The following is a 23314-nucleotide window of genomic DNA, read 5'->3' as shown; positions in this document are numbered from 1 at the left end:
CCTATGGCCGGCTTTCAGCTCAGGATGGCTACCCAGCGTGGCGAGAAGATCGCGGAGGAATCCGGGTATACGCAGTTTCCGGTCAAGCCCCACGACATCGCCAAGGCAAGAGACATCGCCCTGGTCGCCAAGCCGTCCGATGTCAAAGGTGTCTCGGGCGCGATTATCTTTGCCGGCGGTAACGCCACGATCATCTACTCGACTGAATACGATAACGAGGGTTTCGAGAACTTCTCCATCTGCCATGAGCTGGGGCACTGGTTTTTACCGGGTCACCCTGAGGAAATCATGGGTGCCGGCGGCACGCACTTCTCGCGCGCCAACTTCACGCAGAATGCGTCGATTGAACTTGAGGCGGATCATTTTGCAAGCGGGCTGCTTTTGCCCTCGAAGCTGACGCGGCGCTTCTTGTCGGATAACCAGATCGGTCTCGACGGCATCCTCAGGCTCGCCGAAGAAGCCCACTGCTCGGTTACCGCCGCCGCAATCCGCGCTGCGGAATGCGGCGCCTATCCCATGGCTATCATCGTCAGCAAAGGCGACCAGATCGCCTATGCCTTCACATCCGATACCTTCAAGAATCTCGGCAAGCTTGCTTTTTTGCGCAAGGGTGCTCCGCTCCCGATAAGCGCGACACGCCGCTTCAATTCTGATCCCAACAACGTCCTCCGCGCCGAGCGTACGGTCGACGAAACTGACCTCGCCACCTGGTTCGATGAGTCCGGCAGTGTTGTCCTTGACGAAGAGATCATCGGTCTTGGCAGCTATGGCTACACGCTGACGGTGCTGACCGGCGAGCATCTTCTAGAAGATCCGCTTGAAGAAGAAGACGAGGAAGCCGAGCTGGAAAAAAGCTGGACGCCCCGTTTCGCGTACAACCGCTGAATCGCGAATCTGACCTTAACTCGCGATTTTCGTCGAAACGAAGGCTCTTGCGCGGGACGGGTGAAAGTTGGAGGGATAGCTCGTGAGGCGAGGGTCGGCGTCTGCCAATTTTCTCGCCAGTCAAACGTGCGTCAGAAGACATTCGCGACTGAAGCCGCAAAGCTGCGGGTCATGTGAGAGTGATATACCGTTGCCACAGCCAGAAAAGCGCCCTGGACCCAACGAGCCTTGTTGGTGTGGGAGTCGTCGCAAGTATAAGCAATGCCACCGGCCCATCGACGATGTCCCGCCAGAGCGGAAGTACGCAGAATCGCAGCGAGTGTACGCGTCAAACTGGCGGGTCACTTCTGAGTTACAGTATAAGCGTGGAGACTACCGCTGGATGGCTCAGCAATTAAAGTCATACAACGTTCATCGCGTTCTGGACGTTGGATGCGGTAGCGGCCACGGAGTTCTCTCGATGATCGAGGAACTCGGCTCAGATCTGCGTGTCGTGGCGATCGACGAGAACCCGTATTGTCTTACGACCGCGCGCGAAACGCTCCGAGCCGCAAAGGTCGGAGATGCCGAAGTGATGCGACGGGTAAATACCGTCGCGAACCACAACGGGTTCCATTCGGCTGCTGAGCCGTTCAAAGAGCCGCTGCCTAAGCCAATCGCGCTCGTTGAGGCCGACATCTGCTCAGATTCGTACCTACGCTCCGCCCTGAACCAAGACGGTCCATTCGACGCGGTTACCGTATGGCTGAGCGGAGTTCATATGTATCGCCAGTTCAACGAGATCGTTGTTGGCGCTGGTGTGAACAGCGACACAATGCATCGACTCTTTGTCCAAAATTCAGTCTACGAGTTGGCCGATCAGGTTCTCAGGCTGGGCGGGGTGCTGCAAGTCGTTGATCGCGGCGAGACTCCTGCAACCGCTCTGCTGCAGTCGGACATTCTCAGATCACATCGCGAACAGGCCGGCCCGACCACCCTCGACGTGCGCACCTTGGCACACGCTCCGTGGACGCCACCCGAAACTAGGCGAGTTCCAATGGTGTTAACGCCGGGCACCACCGGACGTCTTCCCGGGAAGGATACGGCCATGTTTTCGGTCATCTCGGTCAAGACTTGAGGTTTGCCGTCGATTTTGAGAAGCGAAAGGCATATCCGACTCAGAAGCCGCTGCTCAGAAATTTGCGCTGGAAAATCGCTCTTCGTCGAGCGACGGCTAACGTGCGTTACAGGTGCTCAGCTTGGATAGCCCTCCTTGGATTGAGGCATGCGTGGGTCAATTATGGAAAAGTCGACATCAAAAATAGGGCTCTGGACGGCCTGCATCGATGGTAGTTTCAAAGATGGGTAGCTTCGACGACCTACCCGGGCGCGGCAGCAATCACGCGATCGAGGAGAAGGCGGAAGCCGCCTTTAAGGCGCTGCTATCGAAAAGCGAGCACTTCATCCTGCAGCAAGCCGACCGCAAGGACTATGGTACCGATTGCCAGATCGAGGTTCTGAACCGGGGCAACCCGTCCAATGTCCGTCTTTATGTCCAACTCAAGGGCAGTGAACGCGCGCTTAACGCCGATGGGTCGCTCAGCATCTCGGTCCAGCGCACCAATCTCAACTATCTGATTGCCCAAGGCTACAGTCTGTTCGTCGCTTATCACGTTCCGACGGACACCTTGCGGGTGGCTTCGGTGGAGGGTGTGCTTAGTCAATATGACCATCAGCGAATCAACTGGACCGAGCAAGAAACGCTGACAGTCAGGTTCAGCGAGGCGCTGACGCTCGACCGGCTCAAAGCGCTGGCCGGTCTTGCAAGCTCCGACGCGCGTGCATCGCGTGACCGCCGCATCGCACAAGTGACGGCCGCAGCCGGAGATCTGCCCGCCTTGTTGAGGAGGGGCGAGCCCGCGATTCATGTGCCTGATGATCAGGCGCTAGCCTTAGGCAAACTGGAACAACTGTATCACAGCGGAGCAGACTCGGCGATTAGCGAGGCCTTCGATCAGTTCGCCGCGATCCTTGACGTGGATAGTGACGCGATGGGGTTCTGCTACATGGCAGAGATCAACGTCGGCATGGCTGGGCGTAGTCGTTACCCCGAGCGGATCAAAGCGGGCATCGCGCACTTTGAACAACAGATCGGAAGCGGGCGCTTCCAAGCAGGTAGCCTTCATTATACGATCGGCAATGCGCATTCCGCCCTTGGCGACGAAGTTGAGGCAAAGGGGTCCTATCAGGCGGCGGTGGCCGACACTGCCTACATGGCGGACTCTATGTTGGCCGCGCAGTGCCTCAAGAATCTAGGCACAAGTTTCGAGCGGCTCGGCGACGAGGATATAGGTGCCGAACTCTATCGAGGCGCCCTGGCAATGAATCCGCAACTGCGAATCTCGCGTTGGGTCGATACTTTCATCGAAAGGGTCTCTTCGAAGAGGCGCTGACCCACTATGACGCGGTCGTCTTTACTGAGCGCGAACTCGGCAAAAACGCGACGGTCACTGGCTGGCGGTTGAACGCTTTGTTCAACCTTGGCGAGATCAGAGCGGCGTTTCGCGCAATCAATCAGCTTTTGGCTGACGCCGATCGCGAGACTTGGATCTGGCCTTGGTGCGCTCGGCAGGTCGCCGCCTTTGGCCGGACTTCGGTTGAGGCGGCGCGCGGCGCGCTTGGCTTTTGGCAGCGATACGTACAGGCGCATCGCGAGGTTGAGTCTGCGCGAGTCAACCTACTCCTAACGCAATTCTACCTGCGGCAGGAAGGCGCGGATATCGGCAAAGACTACGCCGCCTTCCGGGTGGAGTTCGACGATAATGTTGCCTACGTTGAGCCAGAACAGGCGGCCTTGGTCTGGGACAGGCTCGGTCACTGGGCGCAAGACGAGGACAATTGGACAGAGGCCGAACGATGCTTCCGAATAGCCTATGAGACCGACGGCGGCCACTATGGCTATTGCCTCGGCGCCGCCCTCAATTTCCTCGGACGATATGAGGAGGCCTTGCCCTTAGTATTGGCGCAGGCCCAGGGCATCCAGCCCGACGCGATGAGCTGGTTTCAGGTGGCGGTGGCCAATGAACATCTCGGCCGAACGAAAGCGGCTGTTGACGCGTATCGCTTGGCACTCGTCCTTAACCCAGACTATTCCCTGGCGATGTTCAACATGGCTGGGACTTTGTGGAACAGTGGTGACCGTGAACACGCCGCAATTGTCTTCCTAACGGCGGCTCGCCAGTTTCCCGACCACGACCTGACGGCACAGCTTCGTGGCGACTTCCCCGAACTGTTCTAGAGATTGCATAAGAAAACCGGTGCGTCAGCGTGGCGGGTATATCGCTTGTGTATCGGAAACATGCCGGCCCACTAGCCGCCCAATTTCGGGCCAAACACGACTTCAGGATTGACCCGCAAAGGGCGCTCTTGGCGTTTATCGGACCCTGCTGATGGCGATCATGGCGCGCGTTCAATTAGCCATAATGTTAGCATAGCACGCCCACCAGATTCTGAGGGGACTCCTTCTGCCTGGCCGGCAGCAATGCGCCTGACTCCGGCCGTTCGTGGCGAAACTGCGATCTCCTGAAAGCTGACGGTCCGATAAAGTAGTGGATCGTTTGACGGTAGAGTTCTCTGTTCATGAGATTGCTGGCATACGAGTATCCCTCAAGATTTCATAGGATCCGACATATTGACCGCAAAAGCTCACTACGCATCACTGATCGAATCTATCTTCGGCCCGGGCACTGCAAACTTCGATACGTCGGACCCCGCCTCGAACAACGTCATAGGCGCGCTGGCCCATCAGCAGTTCCAGAACTTTCGGGACAATTTCGCGGCAAGGCTGCATCGACTCCATGCGGCAGTGCAGACCAATCCCAGCCTGAGTGTCGAAATCCTGTCTGCGGTAAACCGGATCGCGACGAGTGAATGGGACGGCGCCTATGCCGAGTTGAGTGCGCTCGACTACTTTCTGGCGGCACAAGCTACCGGATTAGGAAATGTCGAACTCGACCGCACCATCCCCGCGGCGGAGACGCTGGCATCGGATATGGGGATGCAGAACGCAAACCACGATCTAGCTTTCAACAAGCTCGGAGTGTCGATGGACACCAAGCTGCTGTCCGACAAGATAGGGGACATCCTTGAGGGGATTTTCAAAGAATTCAAATCGAGTAAGGGGATCGCCCGCCTAGTGATCATCCCGTCGTATGAGATGGGCAGCGATTTCACCGAGTACGCCATCAATCGCAAGAAACTGCTCGCCGAATTGACCGCTGGCGTGGACATCACCGTTCGACCAAAAGTCTTCTACAGCAAGGTCATTCCTGGGCTGAGCTATACGTTCGCGTGGAACGCCGGAGTCCATTTTGGGGAGAGCACATATTCGCCCATCAACCACGCCAAGTCGCATCATCCACTGTTGTTTGGCCATGCCAAGAAATTTTCACGGGTGGAGCCGACCATCATCACGTTCGTGGTTTTCCCTTGGTCGGGCGAGAAAGCACTTAGCTTACCCGGCCGCGAGCCAGAGTTTTTCTTCAGGAGATTTGCCGACCATTTTTTCAACGACTATGTCGGCTCACCCGATCTCGCATCGAAGTACAATCCGAAATTCAAGACCTCAATTTCGGCCGGCGACGCAACCACGCACCTGTCTGGCATTATCTTTCTCCGGGACAATCTGATCTTGTCCACTGTCCCCGCGCAGATCAATATCGAAGCCACTTTCGCGTGGAATCCCAACGCTCTTCACCCCTTGGCGGGACATCCTTTCGATACCGCGTTGAGAGCACAGGGAGCCCGCGATCTCAATCAAGAACCTGTACAATCGCCGAACTCTGGCGCTGCAGATCGAGGCCGTTCCTGACGAGCCTAAATTCCCCCTGGCGCGGGGTGAGGTAGCAATGGCCGGGATGATTATTCTTCCATGCGCGCCGAATAACCCGTTAATCTTCGTCGTCTGGAAAGCTGTTCCACGACAGAAAGAATTCTTGCTCACTAACGGATACCAGGGGGCCAGTGACCTCGAGCTGATGTTCTGCCAATAGGGGGGCCGGGATTTCATTGGCAAGGATGCGGACCTGTATGGAATACACTCCTGGTCCTGACGGCAAGATGGCGATGTCATCCTCGGCTCTCACCGTCTGGCCCGGGCGTATCGTGCCGAGCGCGACGTGAGCCACCGGCATTTTCCCCCTGTCGTCGATCGTCACCGTTTGACCCGCGTGCTCCAGGTGAGCATTGGCTAATGGGAAATACGTGCTGCTTGGTACGTCCGGCATCTCGTCAGCTCGACGCATGGACGCCGTCTCTCCCTCCGGGCACCGGACGACGACCTCGAGATGCGCATCACCAAGCGAAAATTCCGACTGGTTCGTCAGCAGCAACCTGGCCTGGAAAACCCTGTTCCAACTCGAGTGGTATACGGCCCCCTCCCTGTAGTAGTCCGCGTTGACCAGGAAAGTGGTGGTCAAAAACACGTTTCGGTCGCGTTCCAGGCTTGGGAGACGTGCAGGAAAATTAATGAACCGGCGCTCGAACGCGTTGGGAAGCGGGTCGTTGTCTGGAGTTTGAAAGTCCAGCACGGTCTTCACCACGCCTCTGGTGGTGCCCATCCTCGCAATTTCGTCTGGGGAAGCGATGCCGGTGGAACTGCCCCTGCGCACATACACCGTGTCTCTGGTAAGCTTCCCGTAGTCTGTGGTCAGGTAGAACGGCCTACGCTGCTTTGGGATTGAAATGACAGCTATATGCCGGTCACCAAGCAAGCCTTCTTCGTAGCGGAACTCGAGCTTTGCGTTCAATTTCGAATTGACGAACTGCTGCACGCGGGAGTCATCGATCGCTCCACCGGGAGTCAAACCGGTGACTTCGGCAGGATGCGGCGCGTTTTCCTTGAACCCCAGAAGGATGTAAGCCGGGCCCTCCCTATAGGCATTGGCAAAGGCCAGTATGTCCTTGAGCATCGCCGACTTGTCGTCATCGCTTGCCTGGGTAAACCGGTACCGCTCGGACTTGTAGTCCAGGTCGGAGCCTTCTCCCTTGAAACGTAGTCCTCAAGCAATGCTTCCGGTAGCATCGGCTTCCCTTTTTAGCCCTTAGGATCGCCTTAGCATAACAGCCGCGTTGTCATGGCCTATTGATTTCAGGCACTGCGAAGCCCTGGCAGAAGCGCGCGGAAAGAGGGGCGCAAAAGTTTTTTAGCATGCAAATGATTGAAATCTAGGAGGTATTGGAGTGGTAGAGCTGAGCCGCACGTGCACCTTAATACTCACTAGGTCAAGAAATTAGTTCCAGCGGGAACTTTGGTGCCAACTGCACTACAAACGTCTTCCGGGCGACAGCTTTCTGCCGGGAGCTTCCAAAACCTGCCGGTCCGCCACCGGGCAAACGGTGCCCGTCGGCTACGCGTCCTCATTCCGGCCGCTCAGGCAGCCGCGACAAGTTCCCAAAAGCTGCCGATCGAATTGGCTATGCCGAACGGCCAAAACGGGGTGGTTTGGGGATGGGCAGCTTTCGACAAGCAACACGGCTTAGCAGATGCCCACCGCGTTCATGTCTGCGCTGCGTTTGGCCATCGGCTGATCAGTGTGGCCATTGGCCCAGACTGCAACGCGGTCGATCAGACCTACTTCGGTTTGACTTTGAGGGTGAAGTTGATCGCCGTACAGTCGCAACGCAAGGCATCCGGTGCGGTTCTCGGCGTCACGTAGAGCCACGTCCCGCAGTCCGAACATCGCAGGGTTCCGAGCAGGTCTTTGAACGCCGAAACGACGGGGAGGAAGTCCTTCTTCCCGAAGTTCGCCCACGCATTGAAATGCACGGCAGGGTTCACCGCCCATTGCTCGACGTTGCTTGCCTGACTCGCCTGAGCAAGAGCTGCCTTTCGTTCTCCGACAGAAGCTTTGGCGGCCTCGTTCGCCCATGACTGGGCAGCATCGGCAGCCTTGCCGTACAGCTCCTTGCTGCGCGTCAGCACGGCTGGCATCAGTTCGCCCAACTCAAACTTTCCGTCCGCGTGGAACACGGTACGTGCACCCAGGTCGTCGGCCAGCACCCATGCCACATACTCCAGGTAACGTCTCAACGCTGCCGCAGCAACGTCCGCCCTGCCTTTCGCGAGCGCGGCCTCGATTTCCTCCCAGACATCCGTGCTGCTCTCGGCGAGCGGTCCCGTGTCGACGCTCCAGCCATACAGGACGAGCGAAGTCTTGGCGCTGACCAAGCCATCCGATCGCATCTGCTGCGCCCACAGCCGGTCGTGCGTCGTGATGACGAACTGGGTGTCGGGGAAGTGGGTCTTGAGCAATTTGCAGAACTGGCGACGGTGATCCGAGTCGACCGACATGACCACGTCGTCCAACAAGGCGACGGTGAAGTCCTTGCCGAACAGCCGCTTCATCAACGCGAGGTACATGCACACACCCATGCCGTCCTGGTGGCCCTCACTGTGGTAGGCGCCCGGCGGATAGAGCCCGCGATCGTAGAAATTTACGTTCAGATCGACGCGGCTCTCGCTTGGCTTAAGCTCGGCGGTAAAATTAGCCTCATCGCCTTCGTTCAGCATTCGGTAGAAGCTGCTGAAGTCGGCCTGGATGTCGGCGTACAGCGCGTTTAGCTCGTCCTCCATCGCGGTGCAGTATTCTTCGTAGGCGATCTTGGCCACCACGCTGGCACGCTTGGCGGCGGCCTCAGCGCGCATGCTCGCCCGGTAGTCCTCCAGACGCAATTGGGCAGTCGTCAGGAAGGTCTGAGCCTCGACTGCAGCGGTCTGGTCAGGCTTGGCCTCGATCGTCCGGCGCAGTGACGCGAGACGATCGACGACATTGGATGGAACACTATGCCACTCTTCGGTCAAACTTGCCTTCAGTCCGATCAAGCCGTCAAAGTTACCTAGGTCGGATTTCAGGCTGCCGAGTTCCTTGCCCCAGTTGTTGATCGCTTCCAGGGCTGCAATGTCGTCCTCGCCCTTGGCAAGGCGATGGGCCTGTCGCAGAAGTGCCAAGAGTGCCTCTACTTGGCTCCCAACGGCAGCGCCGTGGCGCAAAAGGGTGTGCTGCAGCGCGCCAGCATCGTCCGACTTCGTGAACTTGGCCCGCAGATGCCCTAGGAGGTGTTCTTCATCGGGCCACGGATGGTCGCAGAGCGGGCACTCAGGGCCATCAACCAACGACAGGCCCTTCTCAATGAGGACTCGCCGCTGGAGCGACGACAATAGAGATGGATCTCGCTCGAGGCGCTCGATACCCGAGAGAATGGCGGTGCTATCGCCAACTACCAGATCCGAGACGCCGATGCTTGCCTCCTGCAGCGCGTCTAGGTCGCGCAATGCGGAGGACTTGTTGAAGGCCATGACCTTGTCGGGGTCGGCGATGCCATCGTCCACCTTGGTCTCGGGCGTGAGGTCGACAATAGAAGGGAGCCCCAGCACGGTACGGCGTTGGTTGACCGACTGGAGCAGTTCCGCGATAGCATTGTTCTCGCTGCCGAGGTGACGCTGCAGGATCGACCGACTGGACGCGACCTGACCACTTGCCGACTTGAGAGCATTCGCAAGCTTGTTCTGAGCGCTGTTGAGCGCGGCCCGCGTCTGCCCGATTTCCTCGAGCTTCAAGATCGTCTGGATCTCCTCTGAGCGCTTGCTCGGCTCGACGAGGATGAAGCGAAGGATGTCGCGCCTGGCCAACGTGATCTCAGGGTGTTCGGCGAGCTCGTCGAACACGGCCCTGATCTCGGGCTCGTCGGGAACGATCTTGGGTTTGTGTGGAGCGGACACCTTCCTGGTGACGGTGGCGCGCTTGTTCAACGAGGGGATGAAGACCTTGAGCTCGACGAAGGCTGCGTCCGGGAAGCGCACCATGTCGACGTGGGGTCCATGCTCGGAAATGCTCAAGCCCCTCGTTCCCCTTCCCGCCAGTCGCCCTATCTCGCCCGTTAGTCCGAACTCTATTGCATCGATAACCCCGCTCTTCCCGGACCCGTTCGGGCCGGAGATCGCATAGGTGGATCGGTCCAGATTCACGTCAAGGCGACGGATGCCTCGAACTTCTTCGATATGAGCGGCCTCGACCTTGATCATTTGATTTCGCCACCCGGCGGTGCGGTGAAGACCCGGATGAACTCGTCCGCCTTCGACTTCTTGCCACGGCTTAGAAGCTGCTGCAGTTCCGCGACTTTATCCGCATCGACTTCATCGCGCTGAGCGAGCGCGGCCAGAAATTTGTGAGCGATCTGCTGTTGAAGGCTTGCCATTTCGAAACCAGTTTTATTTCTCAGCGCAAGTTGTATCCTGCCGCGCGGGAGCTACCAACCAAGTATTTACGTCAGCTAAGGCAGGCACATCATCTGGATTTGGCTCTGGGTCGCGTGGGCCCGCAACAGTGCGTGGCGCTTTGGGTCAGCGGCCGGCAAGCCGAAATCCGCACTGCCCAGTGTTAGTCTTACCGGCGTTTGGACAGCGAGTCGTGAGGAGCCGGAATGAAGCTGAAGCGACTAGAGAAGATGCGAGTCGGTGGAACGCGCACCAAGATGCAACTGAGCTTACCCATGCCCAAGACGCCGGACGGGCGCTTCTATCGCTATTCCCCCAACGCCGACGCCCATCCCAGACATTTCGTGATGGGAGATCCTGTGCCTGAATTCGTTCCTGACCCGTCCAGGCAGGCGCGAATGAGATATGTCCCTGGCACGCCCGGGACTGTGTGTCCCTACAGCGGGATACGCGCCGACGATGCGGAATTCATGCACCCCGATGACCGCAAAGCCGCCCTCAAGGTGGTCGAGCACGCCGCGCTCCAAGACATGCAAGACGCGTTTTCCGACATACTGGCCGGCGTCGCCAAGGGCAGCAAGTCGCTCACCTACAAGCCGGGGCCTAGGCGAAATCGCCCACGCCCCAGGTTCGGGCGACGCGATCTTATGCGCTTGCTCGTCTGCGATTGCTGCGGGCGCGACTACGGCGTCTTCGCCATCGCGCTCTTCTGCCCGGACTGCGGGGCGCCGAACCTGGCGCTGCATTTTTCCCGAGAGGTGGAACTCGTCGATCAGCAGGTCGAGCTTGCAGAGGCCTCGGGACAGGATCGACAGGAACTAGCGTACCGACTTCTCGGGAACGCTCATGAGGACGTACTCACGGCATTCGAGGCCACCATGAAGGTCGCCTATGCCTACATGATCCAGAGCCGACCCGCAGGCTCCGCGGCGGTTAAACCGGTAGGCAACGACTTCCAGAACATCGAGCGAGGTCGAAAGCGCTTCGAGGAATTCTCGTTCGATCCGTTCGCGGAACTCGATGCCGCCGAGTTGTCCACGCTATCGCTCAACATCCAGAAGCGCCACCTCATCGGGCACAATCTGGGGGTGGTGGATGCGAAGTTCGCCGAGCAGGCGCAGGAGGCGAAGCTGGGCGAGACGGTAGGCCTGGTGGCGACGGACATCCGGACCTACGCCGCAACATGCCGTCGGGTCGTCGGCCGCCTCGACGACTTTTTGGCCGCCCAGGCGCTCTCGCCTGCGTCCGAGCAGACCCAGATCGTCCCGGCAACCGCTCCCGCAATCGCGATTGGCGATCTCACTCTCGAAGGCAGCGCCGTCGGAAAATGGATCTGTGCCAATTCCACGACGGGCCTGCCGGAGCTTGTGGACGAGCAGGCGTTGATCAAGGCATTCTCATCCATGTCGGAGGACCAATTGGCAGAGGCCGTGGCCGACCTCGCCGAGGATGGCTATGTCACGCTGACCCACCTGATCTCGGCACGGCTTCCGCGGGTGTATGTCGCGGAAGATCTGTTCCTCACATTCGATCAACATTGCCTTGGGCACGACCCTGCCGCCGATGCGCTCGCATTGATCCCGTTGGTCCTGTCGAAGCAGAGCGTGTCCTTGCCCGACCTTCACTCGGAGAGCGGACTCGCCCTTCGGAGGTTCAATCCAGCGATCGGACTACTAATCGCCGAAGTAGGTGAAGGGCGAGTGTCACGCTCTTGGCTCGAAGGGTATCAGACACCATCGTTCCTCCTCGCCGACGAGGATCGTGTTGCCATCAAGCGGCTGAGACGCCGCTTGGCGGAATAAAAGACGGCATTTTCTGGCAGATGCAGCCATGGCCGAAAAGGCCGTTGCGCGGCTGTCTTTTCTTTGTTTCCTACCATAAGTTGTCAGTCCGCGGCAGGCCGCTACGAGTGGCCCATGCACTCGCACTGCAATGGCTGCTTCCAATAGATCGGCGCCAAAAGCCGCCATTCCGCATACGGCCCAAAAGCCGCCAGTCTGCAACGCGCCTCTTCTAAGCCACTCGCGAGCGCACTCCTCAAAACAAGCCATTCGTTCATCCGACCTAGCACAAGGATACCTAGCCAGATGGAACTCCCTGCGCAGTGCACCAGAGGTACAGCGCGACGCTGGGTTTCTCTTCCCGTTGCATTGCGTCTTCGGCAAGCATTTGTGACGGCGGTGATGACAAACCGCCTCAATTGATGGCCAGTATCATTGTGCGACGCCCAGCCGTTGTGATGCGGGGCAACGTTCGCAACGTGGAACAATCCGACAGCCGGCGAGTTTCTAAGATGAAGGGCGATCTGTTTCGGAGGAAGACAGGATGAAACGCGTCCTTGCCCAAAATGGGGTGCGACTGATGTTGGGGGGCGTGGCCGCCTTTCTGCTCACCGTCGCCGAGATTCCCAACCCGATTACCCCGTTGTCGCTTGTGGCCAACGCGAGGGCTGCCACCCAGGTTTCGATCAGCATATTCTACGAAGAATTGTCTTCCCATGGTGATTGGGTTTCGTACCACGGCGCGTCCGTTTTCGTGCCAGTTGATGTACCTGACGATTGGCGTCCATATACCGTTGGACACTGGGCCTATACCGAGCAGTATGGCTGGCTGTGGGTATCCGACGAACCATTCGGCTGGGCGACCTACCATTACGGCCGGTGGGGCTATGCCGACGACATCGGCTGGTACTGGGTTCCGGGCACCCGTTGGGCGCCAGCATGGGTGAGTTGGCGTCGTGACAGGGAGCACATGATTTGGGCTCCGCTGCCGCCGCGCCGCGATCCGGATTTGATTTCAATTGAGGTGACTTTCGACACGACGCCTGATTATTACTGGGTTGTGGTCCCCACCCGCGAATTCCTTGCTGCCGACATTTCTACCGTCGTTGTCCGTGATGAGCCGGAGTTTGTGCGCATCGTGGAGGCGGCCGAGCCGGCCGGCGAAGTGACGTTCCAGAACAACGTGGTTATCAACAAAATCATTGATGTCGATGTGATCGAAAAAGAGACGAGCCAGAAGGTGACTACCGTCAAGGTCAGCAAGACCGACGCGCTAGAGCAGTCCGGCAAACTGGAAAACAATACGGTCGCTGTCTTTGAGGGGGAGGTGAAAGCCGACACCAAGGCCAAACCCGCCAAGCTCAAAGACATCGACGAGGTGAAGCAGGTTCAGGCTGGCCGGAAATCCAAGCCGACCGAAGGCGCTTCAACGACCGAGCAGGCTAAGCCCGAAGAAACGACTAAGCCTGAGGAGCCGAAGGTCAGTGAGCAGCCCGCCGCCGAGCAGCAGCAGGCCGAGCCGGAGCAAGCGGCCAAGCCTCAGAAGCCGAAGGCCAAGGAGCAACCCGCGGCCGAGCAGCAGCAGGCCGAGCCGGAACAGGCGGCCAAGCCTCAGAAGCCGAAGGCCAAGGAGCAGCCCGCGGCCGAGCAGCAGCAGGCCGAGCCGGAACAGGCGGCCAAGCCTCAGAAGCCGAAGGCCAAGGAGCAGCCCGCCGCCGAGCAGCAGCAGGCCGAGCCGGAGCAAGCGGCCAAGCCTCAGAAGCCGAAGGCCAAGGAGCAGCCCGCAGCCAAGCAGCAGCAAGCCGAGCCCGAGCAGGCGGCAAAGCCTCAGAAGCCTAAGGCCAAGGAGCAGCCCGCGGCCGAGCAGCAGCAGGCCGAGCCGGAACAGGCGGCCAAGCCTCAGAAGCCTAAGGCCAAGGAGCAGCCCGCGGCCGAGCAGCATCAGGCCGAGCCGGAACAGGCGGCCAAGCCTCAGAAGCCGAAGGCCAAGGAGCAGCCCGCCGCCGAGCAGCAGCAGGCCGAGCCGGAGCAAGCGGCCAAGCCTCAGAAGCCGAAGGCCAAGGAGCAGCCCGCGGCCAAGCAGCAGCAAGCCGAGCCCGAGCAAGCGGCCAAGCCTCAGAAGCCGAAGGCCAAGGAGCAGCCCGCCGCCGAGCAGCAGCAAGCCGAGCCCGAGCAGGCGGCCAAGCCCAAGCCACAGAAGCAAAAAAACAAGGCGTGCGATCCGCAGAGTGACGCGAACTGCTAGCTGTGCGCGGCACCGCAATTATTCCATCGCGGTGCCGCTGAACGGGAATGCGCGGCAAGCTGCGAACCCTCGCCACTTTCCTTCGCTGCCGCCTGCTCTGCTCTAGACCGGCTGGAAGCGCAGAACCCCGTCAACGAACACAGGGTGGACATGCAACCTGAAGAGGGTGAGACATCACCTCGCCCGAGACTATTTCGAAAGGCCTGACATCTGCCGAGACAAACCTAGGATGGGTACAGAGGTCGTTATCCAGAAACCACCATGAGCAGCCGCGGTGCCGACTTTATATACAAATGGATTTCCGAACATATGCCGGAAGGACCAACCGACGACCCGGGCCGGCTTGTGACCGATATGGCAGACCAGGCCCTGCGGGCCGCCGCCGTCGAAGGCATCCCAATTCAGGAGATCGATGAAGAGATCGGTAGCGTTTATGAAGCGATCATCCACGCCGTTGAACATCGCGACGGCGGTCTCGCGGATTAAAGATGTTGTGGGTGCCGAAGGCGGTTCGCGGTCGCGACAGGGCTGCAGATATGGACTATTGAGTTTTGGGCAGGCGCCGGCAACGCGCCTGTCTTTCCAACCGATTCGCCAGTGTCTGAAATTTCTAAATTAGCTGCGCCTTATGGAACTTTGGTGCGGGCTTTTCATTTTCATCCGCATGCGAGCCTCTGTGATCCAAAGCGTCGGGACGGGAGTGAACGCGTCGCCGCGCTACTCGCTGGTCCTGCCGATATATAATGAAGAACAAGTGCTGCCGCGACTGATCGAACGGATCAGATCACTGATCAGTCGGCTGGACGGAGAGACCGAGGCGATTTTCGTCGATGACGGTAGTCATGACGGCAGCGTCAAATACCTTCGGCGGGTGGTCACCGCCGAACCTCGCTTCCGGCTTATCGAGCTTTCCCGTAATTTCGGACACCAGATTGCGATCACGGCAGGCATGGATGCTGCTGCGGGGGATGCCGTCATCGTCATGGATGCCGACCTGCAAGATCCACCGGAGGTCGTTCTTGATCTCGTGGCAAAGTGGAAGGAAGGTTTCGAGATCGTGTACGCCCGCCGTGTTAAGCGCGAAGGCGAATCGTGGTTCAAGCGGCTTAGCGCCGATCTTTTCTACCGTCTCCTGGAGAAGATGACGGCGGTCAACATCCCGCGCAACGTCGGGGACTTCCGCCTGGTCGGCCGCCATGCGCTGGACGTCTTCAGACACATGCCTGAACATGATCGCTTCGTCAGAGGCATGTTCGGCTGGATGGGATTCAAGCAAGCGGCGGTGCCATTCGAACGCCCTCCGAGGACCATCGGCCAGACCAAATACCCTTTCTGGAAGATGATGCACCTTGCCGTTCACGCGGTTGTCAGCTTCTCGGAAAAGCCGCTCCACTTTGCGCTTTGGGGCGGATCGGCGATTTCCGCACTTGCCCTGACCTTTGGCGCTTACGCCGTGTTCGCCTGGATTTTTGAGACCGGCGTCATTGCCGGCTGGACGTCCACCGTGGTGATCGTATCGTTTCTGTGTGGCATCAATCTTTTCATGACCGGCGTGGTCGGCCTCTATGTCGGTAGTATCCACGCCGAGGTGAAACGCCGCCCTCTTTACGTGATCAATCGGCTTACCGGCTTCGACGAGCCGGTGCCTGCCATCGCTGGTGGGCGCCGGAGATCATTTCGCAAGCCCAACAACGGAGTCGCTCCCGGTGGCCGAACTCTTCGACAGCTATAGATCCAGTTATGCAGAGACGATCGATGGGTCGATCAGCTTTTCCGGACTCAAGCACGATTTCTTTTTGGCTGCAAAGGCCGACCTGCTGCGGCGCCTAGTCTCCGAGCGAGGACTTCGTCGCCGGGGAGCCATGGTGCGGGCGCTTGATGTGGGTTGCGGTGTCGGTTCGCTCCATCCTTATCTAGACGGCGCTTTCGATCGCCTGGATGGCTGCGACGTCTCGCAAGGGTCGATCCAGCGCGCCAGCGAGGACAATGCGGGCGTCGTCTATAGGACATGCACCACGACGGGCCTGCCTTATGACGACTGCGTGTTCGACTTGGCCTTTGCCAGTTGTGTTGTTCATCATGTTTCGCCCGCATCCTGGCTCGATTTTTTTCGCGAGATGCGACGGGTCGTGCGGCAAGGCGGCGTCGCCTGCATCATCGAGCACAATCCCTATAATCCGCTGACGCGTCTGGCGGTGCTCCGGTGTCCGTTCGACCAAGACGCGGTCCTGCTCAACGCGGTCAGAGCAGTGGCCCTCTTTCGACAAGCAGGCTTTAGGGAGGTTCGATCCGAGCACTTCCTGCTGCTCCCGTCGACCGGCGGGTTCGCCAGACAGGTTGAGCGTGCCCTGGCGCTGCTGCCGCTTGGAGCCCAGTATGCGTGTAGTGGGCGTGTCTGAGCATCGATCTGCCGGCGGCGGCACCCTAAAGCTTCTGGCCCGCTTCGGCCTGGTCGGCATCGCCGCCACAATCCTGTATGCCGCCTTGGCAACCGCCTTTGTCAAATCGGAACGGTTCGGCTTCAGCCCCGTCCGAGCGTCCCTTGCAGCTTACGCAGCCGCGGCGTTGTTTTCCTATCTCGCGCACAGGTCAGTAACCTTCATGTCGGGCGGGTCGCACAGATCAGAGGCTCCGCGTTTTCTCTTGCTGGCGGCGATCGGCTTGGCGATCGCCTATGGCGCGCCGGCGCTTTTGACGGCGAAGCTGGGCCTGCCCCTCATCTTTCCCATCATGATTACCTGCTTGCTTGTACCCGGGATCAATTTCGTCGTGCTCGACCGATGGGTCTTTGCGGAACACATTCCCGATCAGACCGGCGATGGCTGATACGCAATCCGCCAGAACGATTCGTTCTAAAAACACCGTTTCACGGTAACGTGAACTGCTCCAAAGCCGCTTGCTGAATCACGGCCAACGCAAGAAACGATCTCATGCAGATAATTTTGACCAGGACGACGTGACGATCAGTGATGTGCCCTCTACGCAGGGTGGTGATCACCGAATGGTTTGTCGCCGCAGACAAGCCCTAATTTCATTAATCTTCCGTTCCGAAGGGAGCCCTGCGTCCCGTACCGATCAGCCGTTCGAGGCGAACGACGCGCAAAAGAAAACGTGACCCCGGCGGACGCTGCGCAGTGCCGCAATCCAGGCGACCAATGATCTCGAGCCCGCCGCGCTCTACCCTATCGCGATTGGCTGCCGGCCAGCGGCGAGGAGGCACGCGACGGCTCTCCTCCATCCGGGAGGTGCAGGCACATGGATGATCACGGAACTGTTGTGCTGCTGAAATAGGGCAACTCCAGAAAGTCGTGAAACGGTGTTCCTTCCGGAATTGCGTTAAATAAAGACTTAGAGCACTTCACCGTTTGCACAAAACGGTGAAGTGCTCTCTAGCCGGCGTCGAGCCGAAACGATACCAATTTAATAGCGCGTTTGTAGATCTTGCTGGCGGCTGGGCTTGGCGGAATCCCGTCGCGATAATCGAAAGTCACTTCGAGTACCTTTGCGCTAGCAAACGCTGCGTGCGGGATCGCGAACGAGATCGTCGTCGGGTCTTTGCTCGACAGTGTTACCTCGTGTACGCGAACTCCGTTCACCGAGATGATTACCCTTTGGGTGGTCTGTGGTGGACGAATGACGGCGGACATTTGTAGCGTTGCCGTAAGCTCGTCGCGAAGCTGAGGTATTTCCAGTCTCAACCGAGAGGTCTCGCCCAGCGAATGGGTTCCGTCGGCTACCGGGCCCGACCAACCGCAGACCATCATGCCGGCTGCTTGTTTGGCGCCGTCGGATCGAAACGATACCGTCTGGCCAGGAGTGTAGCTGCCAACCGCATCGCGATTGAGGCACGTTGTCGTGCGATCGATGTAATAGGCCCGATAATCGGCGTTGACATCTGGATTGAGAGCGAGTGCGAGGATGATGATCTCGGACACGGCCAGAACCAACGCCAGCGCGTAGCCGCGAGTCGAGCCAGCACGGCCATAGAGTGACAGGCTGTCAGACCAGGGCAAGATAGCCTCCAATCCACGCCAAAGTCATGAAATAAGATGCGCTCAGGAAAAGAGCCAAAATCACCAGATAGGTCAGCTTCGATACCGACAGCAGCTCGGCAATCAACATCAGCAGCGGCGCAAGCCCAATGACGTATCTAACCATGGAAGCCAGGTTGGTGATCAACGGCAGGATGATGCTGCTCGCACAGAAGAGCGCAGCGCCATATCGCCTGCGGGCCGCCAGAACGACCGATAGGGTCAGCCCTATAATCGCTGCGAGCGCGCTCCATTGCGGCGCCGTGGGCAGCCAGCCTTTTGTCGGAACAGCAGCGAGACCGTCCCATAGAAAAAGGAGCGGATCGCCAGCAACCCGCCCAAACGCGCGCTGGACGTGCAAGAACGCAAACCCATCCCCGACAGTGAGATACAAAAAGAGCATGTAAGCAAACAAGCCGGCGGGCGAGATGAAGATAGCTACGAGCATATCCGGACGACCAAGCACCCATCGCGGGAAAGATACCGCCGACCCGCCCTGCTGGCGGTGCTGCTCGAACATTTGGATGACCATTGCAAACACAGCAAGGACCCCGACCAGCCTCGTTGCCGACAACAAAGCGCATGTAACGCCAGCCGCCAGGTAGTTGGAGCGCTTGAGTGCCAAAAAGACGCACGACGTCAGGAGCACGAAAAGCGGTTCGGTAAGGAACGTGGTGAAGTGGAAGGAGAACGGGCCGCTAAGCAGAAAAGCGCAATACAGTATGTAAGCGCGCACGTTCTTCTCCAGAAGTGGCCATGCCACAAGGCAGGCGGCGTAGCTGCATGCCATCGAGGTGATCGTCGCGATCAGAATCGTGGAAAAAGGGAAAGCAAACCGAAGGGTCGTCACGAGCATGGGATACAATGGAAAGAAGCCCCAGCGTCCGACGTTGCTTTGGCCTGGAATAGGAAAACGCTCGTAGCCGTGTTCGGAAATGTCCACATACCACGCGCAGTCCCACCTGCAGAGCCCACGCGCATAAGCTTCGAAGCCTGGTACTGCCGAGACTGAATGGAATGCAGCATACCGAATGACAAGCCCGCTGATCATGAACAGGAGCGGAACCGAAGCGGCGATGACCCAAAGGCGACCGCCAGTGTTTGCGTGGGCCAAGTCTCCAAGCGCCAGTTCTGTCTCCACAGGTGAGGCGGCCACACTCTGCGATGGCGAGCCTGGGTTCGCCTGCTCGATGGCGCTGATGCCAGCCATAAAACCGGTCCCTCGAAAGCATCAAGATCATCAACCAGACTTGAAGCCCCGTCTGCGACTGAACTTAAGGATCAACGATGCCGCGCCGCTTCGGTTCCTTCTGCAGGAGGTCGTTGGGTCAGGTCGATCGATCACACCAGCCGAGGAAGGGAGCGATATTCGCGCTTCGACGGCACCGTTTCCTTGCAACGGGCGGCCTTCTTCATCGACATGCATGGCTCAGTGGGCGGCCGGGCCGCGCTGGGCACCCCTCCGGTAACGGGCGCCTTGAAGGCGATCTCGCCATCCGCCAAGCCTTTGAGTGTCAGATCCGCTTCTTGGCAGTCGCACGAGATTGTAGGCGGCGGCGCTGAATATGAAGGCCCATCCGACGCGGTCGCGGCCGCGAGACCTGGTTTTGTGCTGGCCGGCCACGGCCGACTTCTAGGGCCGACGTTAGGCGGAAAGCTGCCGCTCACGTGGCGGACGCGGGTTCGCGCCCAACGTCGGCCTTGAGCAGACCATAGCCGCTACCAGGGCCTAGGTCAAATCGCGCCATTGACACTCAGGCACACCGTTGTTTGAAGTAGGAGCCTGTGCCATCAAGACCCCGTTCGGGTAAGGCGCTAACGTTCTCGATGGCGGTAGGGCTGGCGACGTTAGATTGTGCTTGATGCCTTTGGCTTCCCGCACGAGGGCGGACCAACTTGCTCCTAGCAGCCCTATTAACTCCAGGCTTGCGGCTCCGTGGTGTCGGTTTCTTCGATAAGCCTTTGGACAAGGCGACGCTCGGGCTCAGACATCATGCTGCCTAGGATCCTTCCCAACCGCTCGCAGACCCCTTCCTAACTATAACATTTGATATAAGTTCCCACCTAAGTGGCTGTTTTTGTGAGGGGCCATTGCGTTCGAAGCCGCAGACTCCGGATCACAGCCTGCTATCCCCAGAATAACATATGTTATTATGCGAGGAACATTCGAGGCCTGCGGCCGTTGAATTACTGAGCAATTACTCACGGGGCAGGGCTTTCAATGCCGTCGGGTTCCGTCCTGATCGTAGAGGATGAGAGCATGATCCTCTTAGACATCGAGAACTCCCTCCGCGAGGCCGGGTTCGAGGTGATCGCCGTCTTAAAGGGCCTTGAAGCCATTGCGACTTTTGATCGTGAGCCTGAGCGAGTTGCGGCTCTGCTGACAGATATCAGACTTGGAGACGGCCCTACCGGGTGGGATGTGGCCCGGCACCTCCGAGCCGCCAATCCTACCATGCCAGTGATATACATGAGTGGCGATGGCGCGGACGACTGGCCGTCGCTTGGCGTACCCAACAGCCTGATGATCACCAAGCCGTTTGTTATGCCGCAGATCATTACCGGGCTGGCAACTCTCCTCAATCAACAAGGAGTGGACCAACTCCCAGCCTCAGAATAGCTGCGGCTGGTAGCTAGCTGTTTGATCCCGAGCTCGAAGGAGAGGTGCTCAATGTCAGGCCGCGGTGAAGGGACCTTTCGCGACGGCGAGGGCCTGATTTGCGGCGCCCCACCGACTCTAAGGCAGTATCTTCGGCTGCTCGGCAAATAAGACATCTCGAGCGCGCTACCCCTTGCCTGAAAACCGGAACGGCCGGTTACCGAATGGCTAGTTATCCAGAACCAATCTGACTTTCTGGGCGAGAGCTTGGAGGGTAGCGGGTTTCTGCAGGAGTTGAACGTTTGGATCGATGATCCCATTGCGAACTATGGCATCACGTGCGTAACCGGACGTAAAGAGCACCCTCAAGTCAGGCCGCAATTCAACGGCAGCATCCGCAAATTCCCGACCGTTCATTCCGGGCATGACAACATCCGTCAGCAGCAAGGAAACGTCTCCTCGATCCTCAAGAATGCGCAGGCCTTCCACCCCATTCTCAGCAGAAATCACCGAATAGTCGAGATCCTCGAGCATTTGCATTGTCAGTTGTCTTACACTCGCCTCGTCCTCGACGACGAGGATCAATTCCTCTGGCTTGCCATTGGCAACGTCTTGGCTGTTCGCCCGCCGTGCTCCATCGGCGGGACCATTGTGCCTTGGCAACCAGATGCTGATGGTAGTCCCCACCCCCAGTTTTGAATCGATGTTGACATAGCCACCGGACTGCTTGACGAAGCCAAACACCTGACTCAGCCCAAGGCCGGTTCCCTTGCCGACACCTTTGGTGGTAAAAAACGGCTCGAAGGCTCTTTCCAGAACCTCCGCGCTCATACCCGAGCCCGTGTCCCTCACCGCAATAAGGACGTAGGGGCCGGGGGAAATGCCATGATCTGCAGCAACCGACTGGTCGACCAGGAGTGCAGAGGTTTCGATGGTCAGGGTTCCGCCCTGCGGCATGGCATCGCGAGCGTTGACCGCCAGATTGACGAGGACATTTTCGAGTTGACTGGGATCAGCGAGCACTGCACCGTCATCGGATTGCACGACCGTATTAAGTGTTACGTGCTCGCCCAGCGTCCGGCGCAAAAGCTCCGACATATCCTGCACCATCCGGCCGACGTCGAGGGATTCAGGGGAAAGCGGCTGCTGCCGGGAAAAAGCCAGTAGCCTTTGCGTCAGCATGGCAGCTTTGTGGGCACCCTCGGTCGCGGCTGCGATCAGTTGGTGCACGCCAGACTCGCCGCGGTCGACGCGCCGCTGGATCAAGTTGAGTCCTGAGATGACAACTCCCAGCATGTTGTTGAAGTCGTGCGCGATACCGCCCGTGAGTTGCCCCACCGCCTCCATTTTCTGGCTTTGGCGCAGCTGATCCTCCAAATTCCTGCGGACGTTGATGTCGCGCCCGGCGGCGTAATATTGGTTGTTTCGCGGCATAAATTGCCAACTGTACCAGATGAACCTGCCATCATTGGCACGCATGCGTAAGTCGAGGTCGCGAACCACAACCCGGCTATCCGATAGTGAGAGCCGTGTCACAGCCGCAACATCTTCAGGATGAACGAAATCCTCGAAAGCCTTACCCTCGACCTCGCTTTCGTCCAAGCCGAGATGCTCGGTCCAGGCCGGATTCACACTTTGGCACTTGAGGCCGAAATCCGTTACGACGAAAAGATCCTGGCTGACGCGCCAGATCATATCGCGCTCACCGGTTGCGTCAGCTACCCGTTGCTCCAATGTCTCATTCAGGGTCTTCAGCTTCAGTTGTGAGGACAGGCGATCTGTTACATCGCGCAAAAAGGCGGTGGTGAATTGCTTGGCGCCACCTGACCAACGGCTAATCGAAGCTTCGAGATGGCGCGTCGACCCGTTGCGCCGCTTCACGGAAACTTCTCGATGAACTATTTGCTGCCCTGAGCGACTGGCGTCGTGCAATTGCGACCACCGGTCGCCTTCCACGAACAGACGGGCGCTCGGCTGACCGGCAAGCGATGCCTTGTCGATTTCGAAGAGCACCTCGGCCGCCGAATTGGCTCCCTGGATTGCCCCGGTGTCATCCAGGGTAAGAATGGCTTCCGCGGCGCTTTCCATGACCGCATCATAACGGGCATTCTGCCGTTGGCGCAGCACCGCTTCCCGCCGCATCGCCCCCGTCACATCCGAAATCTGAATAAGGCATTCATACGCACCTATCGCCCCGATTGGTCGGATGGAAATGCTATGGATCAGCGGCTGGCCCGCTCGCGTCCGCAACCCTAGCAGGGCTGGGTGGAGTGTAGGGGTCAGCAGGCTGGAGGCCCCGGCTTCCAAAGCCTCGTTTACCGCGACGAGGATTGGGCCGAGCGGCCGGCCGGGAAAAAGCTCCTCCATTGATTTTCCGGTCGCCTCGGTCGTCCGTATATTGCTGGCTGCGGCGATCCAGGCATTCCAGGCGGTCACTTGCCTTTGATAACCGAGCACGATTATACCGCAATCGAGTGCATCTAATATCGGCGTCGAATTATCGTGAGAAGTGTTCAACAT

General features: G+C 58.8%; 17 protein-coding genes and 1 pseudogene. 12 read left to right on the top strand and 6 right to left on the bottom strand.

Annotated elements, in window-relative coordinates:
• The first annotated feature begins 3 nt into the window (after positions 1-3).
• The 5 genes and pseudogenes from NKJ75_RS30775 (at position 4) to NKJ75_RS30755 (ending at position 5734) form a co-directional block, all read left to right on the top strand.
• Positions 4-885: an ImmA/IrrE family metallo-endopeptidase gene (locus NKJ75_RS30775; protein WP_352500596.1), complete on the top strand. Its 882-nt coding sequence runs from the start codon at positions 4-6 to the stop codon at positions 883-885.
• Between the two features lie 82 nt (positions 886-967).
• Positions 968-2002: a methyltransferase domain-containing protein gene (locus NKJ75_RS30770; protein WP_352500595.1), complete on the top strand. Its 1035-nt coding sequence runs from the start codon at positions 968-970 to the stop codon at positions 2000-2002.
• Between the two features lie 208 nt (positions 2003-2210).
• Positions 2211-2618: pseudogene (locus NKJ75_RS32915) on the top strand (DUF4365 domain-containing protein); the annotation flags it as partial.
• A 545-nt stretch (positions 2619-3163) separates the two neighbouring features.
• Positions 3164-4162, top strand: a complete 999-nt coding sequence (locus tag NKJ75_RS30760; protein WP_502903945.1) for a tetratricopeptide repeat protein — start codon at positions 3164-3166, stop codon at positions 4160-4162.
• 393 nt (positions 4163-4555) lie between these two features.
• Positions 4556-5734, top strand: a complete 1179-nt coding sequence (locus tag NKJ75_RS30755; RefSeq protein ID WP_352500592.1) for a hypothetical protein — start codon at positions 4556-4558, stop codon at positions 5732-5734.
• Positions 5735-5813: 79 nt separating this feature from the next.
• Here NKJ75_RS30755 and NKJ75_RS30750 read toward each other — a convergent pair whose 3' ends face one another.
• The 3 genes from NKJ75_RS30750 to NKJ75_RS30740 form a co-directional block, all read right to left on the bottom strand.
• Positions 5814-6893, bottom strand: coding sequence for an AlbA family DNA-binding domain-containing protein (locus tag NKJ75_RS30750; RefSeq protein ID WP_352500605.1), 1080 nt, complete (start codon positions 6891-6893; stop codon positions 5814-5816).
• 602 nt (positions 6894-7495) lie between these two features.
• Entirely contained in the window at positions 7496-9946 is a 2451-nt protein-coding gene (locus tag NKJ75_RS30745; protein ID WP_352500591.1) for an AAA family ATPase, read from the bottom strand.
• Entirely contained in the window at positions 9943-10119 is a 177-nt protein-coding gene (locus NKJ75_RS30740) for a hypothetical protein (protein ID WP_352500590.1), read from the bottom strand. The genes NKJ75_RS30745 and NKJ75_RS30740 overlap by 4 nt, the downstream gene beginning before the upstream one ends.
• 225 nt (positions 10120-10344) lie before the next feature.
• Here NKJ75_RS30740 and NKJ75_RS30735 point away from each other — a divergent pair, with 225 nt between their 5' ends.
• From NKJ75_RS30735 to NKJ75_RS30710, 6 genes are all read left to right on the top strand, one after another.
• Entirely contained in the window at positions 10345-11940 is a 1596-nt protein-coding gene (locus NKJ75_RS30735) for a hypothetical protein (RefSeq protein WP_352500589.1), read from the top strand.
• A gap of 523 nt (positions 11941-12463) precedes the next feature.
• A complete protein-coding gene (locus NKJ75_RS30730) occupies positions 12464-14164 on the top strand; it encodes a DUF6600 domain-containing protein (protein ID WP_352500588.1) in 1701 nt (566 codons plus the stop codon).
• A 261-nt stretch (positions 14165-14425) separates the two neighbouring features.
• Positions 14426-14650, top strand: coding sequence for a DUF768 domain-containing protein (locus NKJ75_RS30725; RefSeq protein WP_023806853.1), 225 nt, complete (start codon positions 14426-14428; stop codon positions 14648-14650).
• A gap of 178 nt (positions 14651-14828) precedes the next feature.
• Complete coding sequence (locus NKJ75_RS30720; protein ID WP_352500604.1) at positions 14829-15896, top strand: glycosyltransferase family 2 protein; 1068 nt, start codon at positions 14829-14831, stop codon at positions 15894-15896.
• Complete coding sequence (locus tag NKJ75_RS30715) at positions 15871-16563, top strand: class I SAM-dependent methyltransferase (protein ID WP_352500587.1); 693 nt, start codon at positions 15871-15873, stop codon at positions 16561-16563. Before NKJ75_RS30720 ends, NKJ75_RS30715 begins: the two co-directional genes overlap by 26 nt.
• The gene (locus tag NKJ75_RS30710; RefSeq protein ID WP_352500586.1) at positions 16541-16990 is read left to right on the top strand and encodes a GtrA family protein; all 450 of its coding nucleotides are present in this window, start codon (positions 16541-16543) and stop codon (positions 16988-16990) included. The genes NKJ75_RS30715 and NKJ75_RS30710 overlap by 23 nt, the downstream gene beginning before the upstream one ends.
• A 563-nt stretch (positions 16991-17553) precedes the next feature.
• Here NKJ75_RS30710 and NKJ75_RS30705 read toward each other — a convergent pair.
• The gene (locus tag NKJ75_RS30705; protein WP_352500585.1) at positions 17554-18177 is read right to left on the bottom strand and encodes a hypothetical protein; all 624 of its coding nucleotides are present in this window, start codon (positions 18175-18177) and stop codon (positions 17554-17556) included.
• The gene (locus NKJ75_RS30700; RefSeq protein WP_352500584.1) at positions 18164-19405 is read right to left on the bottom strand and encodes a putative hexosyltransferase; all 1242 of its coding nucleotides are present in this window, start codon (positions 19403-19405) and stop codon (positions 18164-18166) included. The genes NKJ75_RS30705 and NKJ75_RS30700 overlap by 14 nt, the downstream gene beginning before the upstream one ends.
• A 1011-nt stretch (positions 19406-20416) precedes the next feature.
• Here NKJ75_RS30700 and NKJ75_RS30695 point away from each other — a divergent pair.
• Positions 20417-20815 carry a response regulator gene (locus tag NKJ75_RS30695; protein ID WP_023806847.1) on the top strand — a complete coding sequence of 133 codons (399 nt, stop codon included), beginning with the start codon at positions 20417-20419 and terminating at the stop codon, positions 20813-20815.
• Positions 20816-21022: 207 nt separating this feature from the next.
• Here the strand turns inward: NKJ75_RS30695 and NKJ75_RS30690 are convergent, their stop codons facing one another.
• On the bottom strand, positions 21023-23314 hold the full coding sequence (locus NKJ75_RS30690) for a PAS domain-containing hybrid sensor histidine kinase/response regulator family protein (protein WP_023822833.1): 2292 nt from the start codon (positions 23312-23314) through the stop codon (positions 21023-21025).

The sequence above is a fragment of the Mesorhizobium sp. M0058 genome (assembly GCF_040323095.1).
Taxonomy (GTDB): domain Bacteria; phylum Pseudomonadota; class Alphaproteobacteria; order Rhizobiales; family Rhizobiaceae; genus Mesorhizobium.
This window is presented reverse-complemented; position numbering and strand designations above follow the sequence as displayed.

What these genes read in the sequence shown, in the direction of transcription:
- NKJ75_RS30775 (WP_352500596.1), top strand. Translation starts at nt 4, where the DNA reads ATGGCCGGCTTTCAGCTCAGGATGGCTACCCAGCGTGGCGAGAAGATC.
- NKJ75_RS30745 (WP_352500591.1), bottom strand. Translation starts at nt 9,946, where the DNA reads ATGATCAAGGTCGAGGCCGCTCATATCGAAGAAGTTCGAGGCATCCGT.
- NKJ75_RS30740 (WP_352500590.1), bottom strand. Translation starts at nt 10,119, where the DNA reads ATGGCAAGCCTTCAACAGCAGATCGCTCACAAATTTCTGGCCGCGCTC.
- NKJ75_RS30735 (WP_352500589.1), top strand. Translation starts at nt 10,345, where the DNA reads ATGAAGCTGAAGCGACTAGAGAAGATGCGAGTCGGTGGAACGCGCACC.
- NKJ75_RS30730 (WP_352500588.1), top strand. Translation starts at nt 12,464, where the DNA reads ATGAAACGCGTCCTTGCCCAAAATGGGGTGCGACTGATGTTGGGGGGC.
- NKJ75_RS30725 (WP_023806853.1), top strand. Translation starts at nt 14,426, where the DNA reads ATGAGCAGCCGCGGTGCCGACTTTATATACAAATGGATTTCCGAACAT.
- NKJ75_RS30720 (WP_352500604.1), top strand. Translation starts at nt 14,829, where the DNA reads ATGCGAGCCTCTGTGATCCAAAGCGTCGGGACGGGAGTGAACGCGTCG.
- NKJ75_RS30710 (WP_352500586.1), top strand. Translation starts at nt 16,541, where the DNA reads ATGCGTGTAGTGGGCGTGTCTGAGCATCGATCTGCCGGCGGCGGCACC.
- NKJ75_RS30700 (WP_352500584.1), bottom strand. Translation starts at nt 19,405, where the DNA reads ATGGCTGGCATCAGCGCCATCGAGCAGGCGAACCCAGGCTCGCCATCG.
- NKJ75_RS30695 (WP_023806847.1), top strand. Translation starts at nt 20,417, where the DNA reads ATGCCGTCGGGTTCCGTCCTGATCGTAGAGGATGAGAGCATGATCCTC.
- NKJ75_RS30690 (WP_023822833.1), bottom strand. Translation starts at nt 23,314, where the DNA reads ATGTTGAACACTTCTCACGATAATTCGACGCCGATATTAGATGCACTC.